This is a genomic window from Desulfosarcina alkanivorans (assembly GCF_009688945.1).
Taxonomy (GTDB): domain Bacteria; phylum Desulfobacterota; class Desulfobacteria; order Desulfobacterales; family Desulfosarcinaceae; genus Desulfosarcina; species Desulfosarcina alkanivorans.
Genome location: NZ_AP021874.1, coordinates 4,204,649 through 4,219,286, shown reverse-complemented (window position 1 = coordinate 4,219,286; position 14,638 = coordinate 4,204,649). Strand labels below are relative to the sequence as shown.

General features: G+C 57.7%; 13 protein-coding genes and 1 pseudogene. All 14 read left to right on the top strand.

Annotated elements, in window-relative coordinates; translation table 11 throughout:
• Nucleotides 1-8 precede the first annotated feature (8 nt).
• The 14 genes and pseudogenes from DSCA_RS18455 to DSCA_RS18390 all read left to right on the top strand — a co-directional run bounded on the left by DSCA_RS18455 (nt 9) and on the right by DSCA_RS18390 (nt 14,626).
• Complete coding sequence (locus DSCA_RS18455) at nt 9-2,738, top strand: SDR family NAD(P)-dependent oxidoreductase (RefSeq protein ID WP_155317822.1); 2,730 nt, start codon at nt 9-11, stop codon at nt 2,736-2,738.
• A gap of 15 nt (nt 2,739-2,753) precedes the next feature.
• Nucleotides 2,754-3,965, top strand: a complete 1,212-nt coding sequence (locus DSCA_RS18450) for an acetyl-CoA acetyltransferase (RefSeq protein WP_155317821.1) — start codon at nt 2,754-2,756, stop codon at nt 3,963-3,965.
• A 48-nt stretch (nt 3,966-4,013) separates the two neighbouring features.
• Complete coding sequence (locus DSCA_RS18445) at nt 4,014-5,495, top strand: AMP-binding protein (RefSeq protein ID WP_167527854.1); 1,482 nt, start codon at nt 4,014-4,016, stop codon at nt 5,493-5,495.
• A pseudogene (locus DSCA_RS33285) lies at nt 5,485-5,598 on the top strand (hypothetical protein); the annotation flags it as partial. The gene DSCA_RS18445 and the pseudogene DSCA_RS33285, both read left to right, overlap by 11 nt.
• A gap of 148 nt (nt 5,599-5,746) precedes the next feature.
• On the top strand, nt 5,747-6,901 hold the full coding sequence (locus DSCA_RS18435; protein ID WP_155317819.1) for an acyl-CoA dehydrogenase family protein: 1,155 nt from the start codon (nt 5,747-5,749) through the stop codon (nt 6,899-6,901).
• A gap of 39 nt (nt 6,902-6,940) precedes the next feature.
• Nucleotides 6,941-8,083 (top strand): acyl-CoA dehydrogenase family protein, encoded by a 1,143-nt coding sequence (locus DSCA_RS18430; RefSeq protein WP_155317818.1) that lies wholly within the window; start codon nt 6,941-6,943, stop codon nt 8,081-8,083.
• A gap of 67 nt (nt 8,084-8,150) precedes the next feature.
• Entirely contained in the window at nt 8,151-8,537 is a 387-nt protein-coding gene (locus DSCA_RS18425; protein ID WP_155317817.1) for a YiiD C-terminal domain-containing protein, read from the top strand.
• Between the two features lie 2 nt (nt 8,538-8,539).
• Nucleotides 8,540-8,890: a hypothetical protein gene (locus DSCA_RS18420; RefSeq protein ID WP_155317816.1), complete on the top strand. Its 351-nt coding sequence runs from the start codon at nt 8,540-8,542 to the stop codon at nt 8,888-8,890.
• Between the two features lie 13 nt (nt 8,891-8,903).
• Nucleotides 8,904-9,065, top strand: a complete 162-nt coding sequence (locus tag DSCA_RS32300; RefSeq protein ID WP_197904621.1) for a CoA transferase — start codon at nt 8,904-8,906, stop codon at nt 9,063-9,065.
• Nucleotides 9,062-10,720 (top strand): class I adenylate-forming enzyme family protein, encoded by a 1,659-nt coding sequence (locus tag DSCA_RS18410; RefSeq protein ID WP_155317815.1) that lies wholly within the window; start codon nt 9,062-9,064, stop codon nt 10,718-10,720. Before DSCA_RS32300 ends, DSCA_RS18410 begins: the two co-directional genes overlap by 4 nt.
• A 7-nt stretch (nt 10,721-10,727) precedes the next feature.
• Nucleotides 10,728-11,867: an acyl-CoA dehydrogenase family protein gene (locus DSCA_RS18405; protein WP_155317814.1), complete on the top strand. Its 1,140-nt coding sequence runs from the start codon at nt 10,728-10,730 to the stop codon at nt 11,865-11,867.
• Between the two features lie 10 nt (nt 11,868-11,877).
• Nucleotides 11,878-13,020, top strand: coding sequence for an acyl-CoA dehydrogenase family protein (locus DSCA_RS18400; RefSeq protein WP_155317813.1), 1,143 nt, complete (start codon nt 11,878-11,880; stop codon nt 13,018-13,020).
• Between the two features lie 3 nt (nt 13,021-13,023).
• Nucleotides 13,024-13,461 (top strand): PaaI family thioesterase, encoded by a 438-nt coding sequence (locus DSCA_RS18395; protein WP_155317812.1) that lies wholly within the window; start codon nt 13,024-13,026, stop codon nt 13,459-13,461.
• A gap of 10 nt (nt 13,462-13,471) precedes the next feature.
• On the top strand, nt 13,472-14,626 hold the full coding sequence (locus DSCA_RS18390) for a CaiB/BaiF CoA transferase family protein (RefSeq protein WP_155317811.1): 1,155 nt from the start codon (nt 13,472-13,474) through the stop codon (nt 14,624-14,626).
• Nucleotides 14,627-14,638: the final 12 nt, after the last annotated feature.

Below are 14,638 nucleotides of genomic sequence, written 5' to 3'. Positions count from 1 at the left end.
AGATGAAAATGATCGGCATTACTTCCTATGGCGCATATATCCCGCGATTGAGACTGAACCGGATGTCGGTTGTCCAGGGCATGGGCTGGTTCGCCCCGGCCATCATGGCTGTGGCCCAGGGCGAACGGTCCATGTGCAACTGGGATGAGGATTCCATTACCATGGCCGTGGCCGCCTGCCGGGACTGTCTTAAAGACGCTGACAAGAGCCTTCTTGACGCCGTCTACCTGGCTTCCACCACGTTGCCCTTTGTCGACCGGCAGAACGCCGGAGTGGTCTCGGCGGCACTCAACCTGAAAAACGACATCATCACCTCGGATTTTACCGCCTCCCAAAAGGTGGGCACCACCGCCCTGATTACCGCGCTCGATACGGTCAAGAGCGGTGAGCGAAAAAACATTCTGGTGGCTGCAACGGACAAACGCGAGACCAAGACCGCCTATTTCTACGAACTCTGGTTTGGCGATGCCGCCGCCGCCCTCACCGTGGGCGACGAGAAGGTGATCGCCGAATACAAGGGCGCCTATTCGCTTTCCTGCGACTTCGTGGACCACTACCGCGGGGCCGAGCGGAAATTCGACTACATGTGGGAGGAGCGCTGGGTCCGCGACGAAGGCTACTCCAAGATCATCCCCGAGGCGGTGGACGGCCTCATGCGGAAGCTGAACATCACCATGCAGGATGTGGACAAGCTGGTCTTTCCCTGCTTTTTCAAGGCCGAGCACAAGAAAATCGCCAAAAGGCTGGGCGCCAGCCCGGAAAAACTGGTGGACAACCTGCATGAGGTGTGCGGGGAAACCGGCGCGGCTCACCCCTTCCTCATGCTGGTTTCCGCCCTGGAAGAGGCCAAACCGGGCGACCGGATCCTCTTGGCTGGTTTCGGTCAGGGGTGCAACGCCCTCTACTTCGTGGTGACCGACGAGATCGAGAACCTTAAGCGGCGCAACGGTTTCAAGGGCAGCCTGGAAAACAAGAAAACCATCGACAACTATCCCAAGTGGCTCAAGTTCCGGGATCTCATCGGCACAGAGATGGGCATCCGCGCCGAAGCCCCCACCCAGACGGCCATGACCGTTCTCTGGCGCAAAAACAAAATGATCCTGGGCCTGGTGGGTGGCAAGTGCCGGGAGTGCGGCACGGCCCAGTACCCCAAATCGGCGATCTGCGTCAATCCCGAATGCGGCGCCTTCCACAGCCAGGATGATCGTGAATTCGCCGACACACCGGCAATCATCAAGACCTTTACCGGCGACATGCTCTCGGTCTCCGTGGACCCGCCCGCTATCTACGGTATGGTCCAGTTCGAAGGCGGAGGACGCTTCATGGCCGACCTCACCGACTGTGAACTGGACGAAGTGAAGGTGGGCCTGCCCGTTCACATGGCCTTCAAGCGTAAGTGCGTGGACAAGGACCGGGGCATGGTCAATTACTTCTGGAAAGCGGTGCCGGTACCGGGCGCGGCAGAACTCATGAACCGCATCGACTACGGGGGGCGGGTGGCCGTAATCACCGGCGCGGGTGCGGGCCTGGGCCGGGTCTACGCCCTGGAGATGGCCAGACGGGGCGCCAGGGTGGTGGTCAACGACCTGGGCGGGGCCCGGGACGGCTCGGGCGAAGGCTCTGCGGCTCCCGCCGACCAGGTGGTGGCTGAAATCCGGGCCCTTGGCGGAGAAGCCGTTGCCAACTACGACAACGTGGCCACCTCCGAGGGAGGCGAGAACATCATCAAGGCGGCCCTGGACGCTTTCGGGCGGGTGGACATTGTCGTCAACAATGCGGGGATCCTCCGCGACAAAAGCATCCTCAAGATGGAGCCGGACAACTGGAATGCCGTACTCGCGGTCCATCTGAACGGGGCCTACAACGTCACTCGCCCCGCCTTCAAAGCAATGAAGCAGAACGGCTTCGGCCGGATCATCATGACCACCTCGGCCGCCGGACTCTACGGCAATTTCGGCCAGACCAACTACTCGGCTGCCAAGATGGGGCTGGTGGGTCTGATGAATGCCCTCAAACTGGAGGGCAAGAAGTACAACATCAAGGTCAACACGATTGCCCCGTTGGCGGCCTCCCGCCTCACCGAGGACATCATGCCCCCGGACATCTTCGCCAGGATGAAACCCGAATACGTGGCCCCCATGGTGCTCTACCTGGCCAGCGACGCGTGCGAGGAGACCGGCGCCATCTTCAACGTGGGCATGGGCTACTACAACCGGACCGCCATCATGACCGGCCCCAGCATCCAGCTGGGCGAAGTGGGGAATCCGCCCACGCCGGAGCAGATCCACGGGAACTGGGAGGCCATCAACTCCATGAAGGGGGCACTGGAAAGCGAGGACCTGAACGCCGCCCTCGGCGCACTCATGGCACCGCCGGCCGCCGCATCCGGAGGGGAGAAACCCGCCGGCGGCAACCGCCTCGACGTCCAGGCGGTTTTTGAAAAGATGTCCGGGGCCTTCAGGGCGGACCAGGCCGGGGGGGTGGATGTGGTGTTCCAGTTCAACATCACGGGGAGCGGCGGCGGCGACTGGATCTGCGCCATCGCGGACAACACCTGCGACATCAAGGCCGGAATCCACGAATCCCCCGCTTGTACCCTGAAGATGGGCGATGCCGACTTCGTCGCGATGATGAGCGGAAAACTGCCGGCCATGCAGGCGTTTACCTCCGGGAAACTTCAGATTTCAGGAGATGTGATGAAATCCCAGCTGATCGAAAAACTGTTCACCTTAGACTAAGGGGAGAGACAATAGATGGCAACAGGAATTAAAGATAAAGTAGCGATTATCGGTATGGGATGCACCCGGTTCGGCGAACGCTGGGACATGGGTGCCGAAGAACTCATGGTCGAAGCCTTCGAGGAGTGCCTGGCGGATGCAGGCATCGAGAAGAACGAAATCGAAGCCGCCTGGCTGGGGACCTGTTTTGACGAGGGCAGCATCGGAAAAAGCGCGCTGCCCCTTTCGACCACCCTGCGACTTCCCTTCATCCCGGTTACCCGGGTGGAGAATTATTGCGCTACCGGCACGGAGGCTTTCCGGGGTGCGGTCTACGCCGTGGCCTCCGGGGCCTACGACATCTGTCTTGCCCTGGGGGTGGAAAAGCTGAAGGACACAGGTTACGGCGGGCTTCCGAGCTTTACCGGCTCCAACGCCGGCAGCCTTACCTGGCAGTGGTTCCCCAATCTTACCGCCCCCGGCTCATTTGCCCAACTGGCCAGCGCCTACGGGGCCAAATACAAGGTCTCGGACCAGGAGATCAAGGTCGCCATGGCACACATCTCTGCCAAAAGCCATGCCAACGGCGTGTTAAATCCCAAGGCCCACCTTCGCAAAGCCGTTAGCGAGCAACAGATCATGAACGCCCCCATCATCGCCCACCCGCTTGGCCTTTTCGACTGCTGCGGCGTCTCGGACGGCTCGGCATGTGCCATCGTCACCACACCGGAGATCGCCAGAAAGCTGGGAAAGAAAAATATTGTTTCGGTTAAAGCCCTGCAACTGGCCCTCAGCAGCGGTGAGGAGATGGCCTACAACGACTGGGACGGCGATCACTTCATGACCACCACCACCTGCAGCAAAAAGGCCTACAAGGAGGCCGGGATTACCAATCCACGGGAGGATATCAGCATGATGGAAGTACACGACTGCTTCTCCATCACTGAATTGATTACCATGGAAGATCTTCACATTTCGGAGAGAGGCCAGGCCGTCCGCGACATCATGGACGGTTTCTTCGACCGGGACGGCCAGGTACCCTGCCAGGTGGACGGCGGCCTCAAGTGCTTCGGCCACCCCATCGGCGCCTCGGGCCTCCGGATGATCTACGAGATGTACCTTCAGCTCATGGGCCGGGCCGGGGATCGCCAGCTCGACAACCCCAAGTTCGGCCTGACCCATAACCTGGGCGGCTTCCCGCAGATGAACGTATGCAGTATCTCCATTGTTGGAAAATATGATGCCTGAGTTCGCCGCATGCGCGCCCCGCCCTTCTCCCAACGGAGAGGGGCGGGGATGAATCGCAGGTCAAACCAAAAGGAAAGAGAAATAGCGCCAGAAATCGTGAAAGGATTTCAATCCACGTCAGGGGACGATTTTCAGCTCAACACCATCACCTTCTTGAAGAACGCCGCGCAGTATTATCCGGAAGTGGAGATCGTCTCACGCAATTTTGACGGCAGCCCGTTCCGCTACACCTACCACGCGGCTCACCAGCGGGTGAAAAAGCTCGCCAACGCCCTGAAGCGCCTGGGAATCGGGCCGGGCGACCGGGTGGGCGTCATGGAGTGGAACACCCACCGGTTTTATGAACTCTACGTTGCCGTCTCTGGCATCGGGGCGGTGCTCGTGCAGTTCAACCCACGAATCGCCAGCGTGGATCGGGCCTACGTCATCAACCACAGCGGGGTCCGATTCATCTTCATCACCGAGTTGATGATCCCGCTTCTCGAGCCGGTGGCCAACACGCTTGGCCGGGTTGAGGGATACGGCGTCATCACCGACAGTCAACCGGGCCAAATCACTACGAACCTTCATCCCGTCCACGACTACGAGCAGCTTCTGGCGAAGGAAATGGCCGAATTTGACTGGCCCATGATCGACGAAACCTCGGCCTTCAGCGCCTGCTATACGTCCGGAACCACCGGCAATCCCAAAGGGGGCTACTACTCCCACCGCTGCATTTATCTTCACGCCATGACGGCCGCGGCCAACTTTTCCGTGACCATGAACGATGTGATGATGCAGACCGTGCCCATGCTTGAATATATCCGCTCGCTTCCCGAAAAAACCGACTTTACAGGCCTGCGCATGGCCTCTGGGGCCACCGAACCTTCCCTGGCACTCATGAAGGGCTTCCAGGAACTGGGCGGGATAGAGATCATCCACGCCTACGGGGCCACCGAGACGGCCCCGATCGTCACGGCCAATTTCCTCAAGCCTTCGCTTGCGGGGATAAGCCAGGAAGAGAAATGGGAACTGAAAAAGAAACAGGGCATACCGGTGGCCGGCCTCGACTTCAAGGTGGTGGACATGAAGGGAAAAGAGGTGCCCCACGACGGGGTGACCGTCGGCGAACTCCTGATCCGGGGCCCCTGGATCACCGCGGCCTACCACAACGACCCGCGCAACGCCGAGTCCTTCGTGGATGGCTACTGGAAGAGCGGGGACGCGGGCACGGCCGATCGGAACGGTTACCTCAAGATCAGCGACCGGTTCAAGGATCTCATCAAGAGCGGCGGTGAGTGGATCTCCTCCATCGATCTGGAGAACGCCATCATGGCCCACCCGGAGATGACCGCGAAGAGCTTTACCCCGACGGCTTTTTCAGGAGCGGCGATCTTTTCCGGATCCGTGAGGGGAACTGCATCTCCTTTTACGAACGGAGCAAGGACATCATCATCCGGGTGGCTACAACATCAGCGCCCAGGAGGTGGAAAACTACCTTTTCTCCCACAACAAGGTCCTCGAGGCGGTGGTGGTGGGCATGCCCGATGAGAAGTTGGGTGAACGCATGTGCGCCTACGTGGTTCCGCAAGCCGGGGAAAGCCTTGTCCTGGAAGATCTCATCGCGCTCCTGGAAGAAAAAGGAGTGGCCAGATGCAAGCACCCGGAACGGCTCGAAATCGTAGCGTCCATCCCCAGAAACCCGGTGGGGAAAGTCATCAAAAAGGAGCTGCGCGAAGACATCAAACTGAAATTGGCGGGGACAGAAACGATCCATCACGCCTTATGGGACGGAGAAAGATATGAATTTCAGACTCGACAGATCGCAGGTGGAGATTCAGAAAGCGGCCAGGGACTTTGCCAGGGGCGAGTTCGACAAGGACTTGGTCCTGGAACTGGACAGAAAGGGGGCGTTTCCCCGGAAAATCTGGGAAAAAGCGGCGCAGCTGGGATTTATCGGTATCCACTACGACGAAGCCTTTTCCGGTGGCGGTTTGGGGCAACTGGAAAACGCCCTGCTGGCCGAAGAACTCTGCCGCAAGGATTCGGGACTTGGCGCGGCCCTCATGCTGGCCGGGTACGGGGCGGAATGCCTGCTGCGTTGCGGCCAAAACAATCTGAAGAAAAAATTCCTGCCGCCGGTGGCCGAGGGTGAGATGCTTTCTGCCATCGCCTTCTACGAGCCCGGAAACGGATTCGCCCTCTCGAATCTTGAAACCACCGCCGACAAAGACGGGAACGCGTGGGTTCTGAACGGTCAAAAAACCTATGTACTGCATGGGGACCAGGCGGACTTTTTCATCCTGCTGGCCAGGACCGACCCGCACGCGCCCCCCGATAATGGGATCAGCATGTTTCTGGTTGAAGCGCATCGGGAGGGGCTCTCCATGGAAACCCTGGGGGAAAAGCTCGGCAGCCGGATGATCGGCGCCTGGCAGCTCAGGCTCGAAGGGGTGCGGATTCCGGCCGACAACCTTGTCGGCAAAGCGGGGAAAGGGCTTTTGCAGGCAGGGAAATTTTTTGACGAGAGCCGGGTGCTGGCCGCGGCCATGGCCGTGGGCACGGCCCAGGGGGCCTTCGACCGGGCGTTCGACTACGTGAAACAGCGCGAGCAGTTCAACCGCAAACTGGTCCAGTTCGAGATCACCCGCCACAAACTGGCCGACATGGCCCTCAAAGTCAAGCTGGCCCGACTCATCACCTATGAGACGGCCTGGCAGAGCGATCAGGGAAAGCTGAATGCCGAAGGCTCCGCAATGGCCAAACTCTACGCCTCACAGGTCGCGGTGGAGGTTGCCGACGAGGCCATCCAGCTCCTGGGGGGGTATGGCTACATGGCCGAGTATGAAATCGAACACTTTTACCGGGATGCCAAGACGCTGGAAATCTTCGAAAACAATAAGGGGGAACAGAAGAACATCGTCGCCGGCGCCGTGATCGGAAAGATTAAAAGATAGACCCGCGGGAGGCGACAACCCATAATAGAGGAAATCAAAATGGACATATTGAAATACAGCGAGAAACATCGGGATTTCAGGCGGCGGCTGCGCGACTTTCTTGCAAAAGAGGTGGTTCCCCACGTCGACCGATTCGAAAAGAACCACCGGGTACCCAAAAAGATATGGCAGAAAATGGGCAGGGCGGGCTTTCTATGCCCCTGCCTCCCGCCAGGATACGGCGGCCTGGGCGGCGACTTTTTGTACGCGGTCATCGTTGCCGAAGAGATGGCACTGACCAACCATACGGGCCTGGCCGTTAGCCTCCATAGCGACATCGTGGTTCCCTACATCGAGAGTTTCGCCTCGGAAACGCTAAAAAAGAAATACCTTCCCGGCTGCATCTCCGGCGACATCATCACCGCCGTGGCCATGACCGAACCCGGTGCGGGAAGCGACGTGGCGTCAATGACCACCACGGCCGTGGAGGAGGGAGAGGGAATTGTCATCAACGGCACCAAGACATTTATATCCAACGCGGTCAACTGCGACCTCGTCGTGCTGGCCGCCGTCGACCCGTCCATCGAAAAAAAGCACCAGGCCGTCTCCCTCTACCTGGTAGAGGCGGGCGTTCCGGGGTTCAAGAAAGGAGAACCTTTAGAGAAGATGGGCTGGAACAGCCAGGATACCGGGGAGCTTTTTTTCACCAACTGTCGGATTCCCAAGGAGAACCGACTGGGGGACCCCGGCATGGGCTTTCTCATGCTCATGCAGAAGCTCCAGCAGGAACGCCTGGTCTGTGCCATGGGCGGGATTTACGGGGCCGAGTATATTCTCAACTGGACCACCGACTATTGCAAAAAAACCGCGGGTAACGGCAAAGCGCTTATCAAATCCCAGGCCACCCAGTTTGCCCTGGTCGAGATGGCCACCGAGATAAAACTGGGCCGAACCTTTATTGAAAAGCTGATCGTTGACCACATGGAGGGCCAGAACGTGGCCATCGAAACCTCCATGGCCAAGTACTGGAACACGGAGCTGGCCAAGCGGGTGGCCCTTCGTTGCCTGGATCTCATCGGGCCCTTCGGCACCCTGGAGGCGTGCCCCATAGCCCGGGCGTTCAGGGACGTACGTGTCACCTCCATCTTTGCCGGGACCAACGAGATCATGAAGGGGATCGTCGCCAAATTCATGGGAATGTAAAAACCTTGCCTATGGAAGCCAAAATGAAAGCGTTTATCGAAAACAAGATTGCCTTTTTGTCCAGGGCATGGGCCTCAAGGTGATGGCTCTCGAGCGCGGGTACGTCAAGCTGATCGCCCCTATCGGAGGAAACGAGAATCACATCGGCAGCATATACGCCGGAGCGATTTTCACCCTGGCGGAAATGCCCGGTGGCGCCCTCTTCATGAGTACTTTCGACGCCTCAAGATACTATCCCGTCGTAAAAGATTTGAATCTGCGGTTTCGGCGGCCGTCCTTCGGCGATGTTTCCATCGAAATCTCCCTCTCTAAAGAGGAGATACGGCGCATCAATGGCGAGGTGGCCGAAAAAGGCAAGGCCGATTACGAATTGATCGGGGAGATCAGGGACCCTGCCGATCAGGTGGTGGCCCTGAGCTGCGGTCTTTACCAGATGCGGGTGAACGGGAGTTGAACATGGGACACTATCTGCAATACGACTACGTCCATCGGGATCTGGATCGGTCGGTGTCGGCCATCGGCGGCCACTACCGTTTCTGCAAGGAGGGGAGACTCTCCTTCAGGGGTCGTCAGGTGCTTTACCTTTGCGGTTACGCCCTTTTTGACACTACCTGCTGCGGGAGCGGAGGATGCGGCTACGCTCTCGTTCAGGGAGTTGTAATAAACTGGAAATACAAAAAGGACCCGGACGGGTTTTCCATCTCCCGCATGGAAGAGATTGGCGAACCGGATTCTCGCAAGGAAATCCAACGCCTGATTCAGGCCAAAGAGAAGGTACAACAGGTGAGGTTTCGCGCCTGGTTATAGAAAGGAGGCCATCATGACGACCGACGGAGCACTCAAAGGGGTCATCTACTGCTCCATCACCGGCTACGGTCAGACTGGAAACTACCGGGACCGGGCCGGCCACGACGTCAACTACGCGAGTTGTACGGCAGGCGTTATATGGACAAACCTTAACCCAAGAAAGGGGGAAAGATGATTCTAGCATCCAGAGAGATCATTGACCAGTATATGGCAGCAGGGATTTATTCGGACATGACCCTCATGGACTGGCTCGCCGTTCATGTTGGAAAAGATCCGGACAAGATCTGTATTACCGACCCGCCCAACCGAAAGGAGCTGAACGGATTTGAGGCCGAACGGATCTCCTATGGCCGGTTTCAGAAGGCCATCGACAATACTGCCAAGGCCTTTGTGGACCTGGGGCTGAAAAAGGACGATGTGGTCATAGTCCAGCTGCCCAATTCCTGGGAGCTTGCCATGCTCTATTTTGCCGTGTCCAAGGCCGGGGGGATTATTTCCCCGGCCCCGGTGCTCTGGCGGGAGGCCGAGCTGGGCTATATCGCCGGCCTTACCGAGGCGAAAATTTTCATTACCCTGGATGAGTTCAACGGATTCGGCCACATGGACATGGCAAAGGGGCTGGCAAAAAAACATCCGGACCTCAACCATGTGTTCAACCTGGAAGCGGTCCGGGAGATGAGTGAAAAAGAATCCGCCACCTCCCTGGACGGGATTGGGGTGACATCCAATGATATTTTTACCATCTGCTGGACCTCAGGCACCGAAGCCAATCCCAAGGGCTGCCCCTTAAGCCACAACAACTGGGCCGGCATGGCCTCCATCCAGGATGCCGCCGGCATGAAGGCCGGGGACGTGATGCTTACGGCAGGGCCCCTTGTGAACATGGCCTCCGTGGGCACGGTATTCATTCCATGGGTGGTCCTAGGGGGCACCATGGTCCTCCACCATCCCTTTGATCCGGGGGTATTCATCCAGCAGATCATGACGGAAAAACCCAATTACACCCTGCTGGTTCCGGCCCTGGCCAATATGCTGGCCAAGCATCCTTCCGTGGATCAGTTTGATCTGACCTCTTTCCGGACCATTACCCTGGGGTCTGCCCCGCCCTCCCTCTGGACCATGCAGGAGTTCAAGAAACGGTGGGACATCGACATCGGAAATATCTGGGGGCAGAACGAGGGAACCGGTTTTATCTCCGGCCTTGACGACATGCCCGATATGGAGAAGCGGGCCTCCTGTTTCCCCCATTATGGGAAGGAAGGCGTGACCTGGAAAACCCGGGCCTCGGGCCATATCATCGCCAAACTGTTGGATCCCCTGGGTAAGGAGGTCACGCAGGTCGGTGAAGTGGGAGAACTGGTTTACAAAGGGCCGGGGGTGATTGCCGGGTATTATAAGTCACCGGAACATACCAAGAAAGCATTTACCGAAGACGGGTTCTTCAGGAGCGGAGATGTTTTCAGAATAGAGGAAGACGACGCCATCTCCTTTTACGAACGGGCCAAGGATATCATCATCCGGGGCGGGTACAATATCAGTTCCCAGGAGATGGAGAATTACCTCATGGCCCATCCCAAGGCCCAGGACGTTGCCGCGGTGGGCATGCCCGACGAAAACCTGGGAGAGAAGCTGTGTGTATACGTGGTGCCCGCACCGGAGCAAACCTTGACCCTGGAGGAGCTGACCTCATTTCTGGAGGAAAAAGGGGTGGCCAAATATAAGCATCCCGAGCGGCTGGAGATGGTTGAGACCATCCCCAGAAACCCGGTGGGCAAGGTCCTGAAAAAGAATCTGAGGCAGGATATTTTATCAAAACTCGAAAGGAACTAATTATACCATGACCTTTGAACTGGACAAGTCCCAAAAGCAGATCCAGAAAGCCGTCTGGGAGTTTGCACGTGGGGAATTTGACAAGGATGAGCTCCTTGACCTGGAAAAGGCCGGGGAGTTCCCCAAAAAGATATGGGAAAAGGCAGCGGGCCTGGGCTTTGTCGGCCTCCATTTTGAGGAGGATTTTTCCGGCGGAGGCCTGGGGGTGTTTGACACCCTGCTTGCCTCCGAGGCCTTGTGCCGGCAGGATTCCTCCTGCGGCATGGCCCTGGTGCTGGCGGGATTTGGCGGTGAACTGGTCATGGCTGCCGGTACAAAGGAGCAGAAATCAACATATCTGGAGCCCCTGGCATTGGGGGAATCTCTCTGCGGGGCGGGGCTTTTCGAGCCCCGGCTGGGATATGACCTGACCGGACTTTCCACCCGTGCAGTTCCCGAAGGCGATGAATGGGTGATTTCCGGGAAAAAGACCTGGGTGGCCAACGGTATGGATGCCGCTTTTTTTATTCTGCTCTGTGAAACCGAAGAATCCCCGGGTGGCGTTCTTTTCCTGGCGGATAGGGATGCCCCGGGCCTCTCCCTCGCCCCCATGCCCCGGAAGCTGGGCAACACCATGACCCCCTGGGCAGATCTTGAACTGGACAATGTGCGGGTGGATCAGACCCGGGTCCTGGGAAAACCGGGTCAAGGAGGGAAGCTGGTGGAAAAATTTCTGGACCAGGTGCGCCTGGTCAATGCGGGTATGGCATTGGGAATTGCCCAGGGGGCCATGGACCGGACCCTGGCCTATGCCAAGCAGCGGGAGCAGTTCGGTAGAAAAATCGCGGTTTTTCAGACACTGCGCCATAAAATCGCAGACATGGCCCTCAAGATCGAGCTGGCCCGGGGCATTGCCTATGGGGCGGCCAGGTCCTTTGACATTAGAAACAAGGCGGCGCTGCTGCCGGCCATGGCCATGGAATATGCCTGTAAAGCCGCCGAGGAAGTGGCGGATGAGGCCCTGCAGATCCACGGGGGATACGGGTACATGCATGAAGGCGAAGTGGAGCATTTTTACAGGGATGCCAAATTTTTAAAGCTTTTCTGTTCGAATCCGGACCTGCGCCGGGACACCATTGCGGACGCTGTAATCGGAAAAATCAAATAAGGGGTAGACCATGGAGATATTAAAATTTACCGATGATCACAAGGCCTATAGAGAACGCCTGGCCGCTTTTCTTGCCGATGAGGTGGTTCCCCTTATTCCCAAGTGTGAGAAAGAACATCTCACTCCCAAATCCATGTGGCGGGCCATGGGGAAAAGCGGCTTCCTCTGCCCCTGGATTGAGAAAGAGTACGGGGGCCAGGGCCTGGATTTCCTCTATTCCGTCATCGTCTGGGACGAGGTGGCCAGGATCAATTTCACGGGACTGGCCGTGGGCCTGCACAGCGATATCGTGGTCCCCTATGTCCATTCATTCGGCAGTGAGGCCCAGAAGCAGGCCTACCTGCCCGGCTGCGTATCCGGGGATATCATAGCGGCCGTTGCCATGACCGAGCCCGGGGCCGGGTCCGATGTGGCCTCCATGGAGACCACGGCCGTACAGGAGGGGGACGAAATCATCCTCAACGGGTCCAAGACCTTTATTTCCAACGGCGTCAACTGCGACCTGGTGGTGCTGGCGGCCCGGAGTCCCGAGGTTGAGAATCCCCACCAGGCCATCTCCCTTTACCTGGTGGAAGAGGGAACCCCGGGATTCACCAAGGGAAAACCCTTTGAAAAAATGGGTTGGGCCTCCCAGGATACAGCCGAATTGTTTTTTTCCGACTGCAGAATTCCTGTGGCCAACCGTCTGGGCAATGCCGGAGACGGTTTTCTCATGCTCATGCAAAAACTCCAGCAGGAACGGCTGGTCTGCGCCGTGGGCGGGGTCTTCGGCACCGAAGCCATGCTGGCCCGGGCCGTTGAATTTTGCAAAACCCGGAAGAGGAACGGCAAACCTTTAAGCAAATACCAGTCCGTCCAGTTCGCCCTGGTGGAAATGGCCACGGAATTAGAGATCCAGAAGAATTTCGCCTATGTCCTGCTCAATGACCACATGGCGGGAAAACAGGTGATCAAGGAGACCTCCATGGCTAAATACCGGATGACGGAGATGTCCAAGCTCCTGTCCGCCAGGTGCCTGGATATCATGGGGCCCGAGGCGGCCATGGAAAGCCATGACCTGGCCCGGATGTTCCGGGACGCCCGGGTGACCTCCATCTTTGCCGGAACCAACGAGATCATGAAAACCATCATCGCCAAAACAATGGGATTGTAAGCCATGGAAATGACAGAATTGAAAGAACTTGTTGAGACCAAGTTTGCGTTTTTAAGGAACATGGGGCTGAAAGCCCTGGACCTGGCACCGAACAGGGTAAAGCTCATGCTCCCCAAGAAAGGGAATGAAAACCACCTGGGTACGGTCTGGGCCGGGGCCCTGTTCACTCTGGCCGAGGTGCCGGGGGGCATTCTGGTCTTTACCTCCTTTGACGGGAGCAAATTCTACCCCGTGGTCAAGGAGATGAACATCAAATTCGTCAAGCCCGCGACCACAGATGTGACCATAGAAATTTCCATGGATGAGGCTGAAGCGGCCCGGGTGGAAAAAGAGGCCGAAGAAAAGGGCAAGGCCGACTTTATCCTGGACGGAGAACTCATGGATGCCAACGATAATGTGGTGGCCGTGACCCGGGGATTTTATCAATTGAGAAAGTATTAAGGATTGGTTTATGAATCATAAAGCTGAATCATCGGATCCATGGGGGGCCCTGGCTGGCGTAAAGGTGCTGGACCTGTCCAGGCTTTTGCCCGGGCCCTTCTGTTCCATGATCCTGGCCGACCACGGGGCCGAGGTCATTGCCATTGAAGACGGCACCAAAAAGACCGGGGAGATATTTTTCGACGGGGTAAACCGGAACAAGCGGCACATGTCCCTGAACCTGAAAACAGAAAAAGGGAAAGAGATCTTTTTCAAATTGCTCAAGGATGCCGACGTGGTTCTCGAAGGATTCAGGCCCGGGGTGGTGAACCGGCTGGGCGTGGATTACGAATCGGTGAAAGCCGTGAACCCCGGCATTGTCTATTGTTCCATCACAGGCTTCGGTCAGACCGGTCCCCTGAAGGACCGGGTGGGCCATGATGTGAATTACATCTCTGAGGCGGGCATTCTGGACCTCATGGGGAGCACGGACCAGCCCCCTGCCATCCCCGGGGTGCAGATCGCGGATATTGCCGGCGGCGCCATGAACGCAGCCATCGGCATTCTTCTGGCCCTGATCTCCAGAAACGCCACGGGCAAAGGCCAGTACATCGACATCTCCATGACAGACGGGGTGGCCGGATTCTTGATTCTGCCCCGGTTTTTCTCCCAGCTCTTCGGCATGGCCCAGCAGCGTGGCCGGACCATGCTCTCCCACAGGTATGCCTGTTACAACACCTATGAAACCTCGGACGGGAAATACCTATCCCTGGGGGCGGTGGAGGCCGTATTCTGGAAACGGCTTTGTACCCTGTTGGGTGCAAAAGAATATATTCCTCTTCAAATGGATGAGGGCCGGAAAAAGGAGATCGTCGCCTGGTTCAGGGATAAATTTGCCAGCCGGCCTGCTTCCTATTGGAAGGAACTTCTGGAAGAGGCCGACGTCTGCTTCTCAATCGTCAAGACCATGGACGAAGCAGTGAAAGGAGACCTGTACAGGGAGCGGGAAATGGTGGTGGACCTTGCAGGCAGCCCCACCATCGGCGTTCCCGTAAAATTGAGCCGTACACCGGGGCAGGTCAGGACCCCGCCGGAATCCTTCGGCCAGAGTACCGAAGAGATCCTTGCGGGCCTGGGCTATACCCGGGAAGATATAAATAAATTTCAACAAGATAAAATAATTTGAGGAGTATACGAC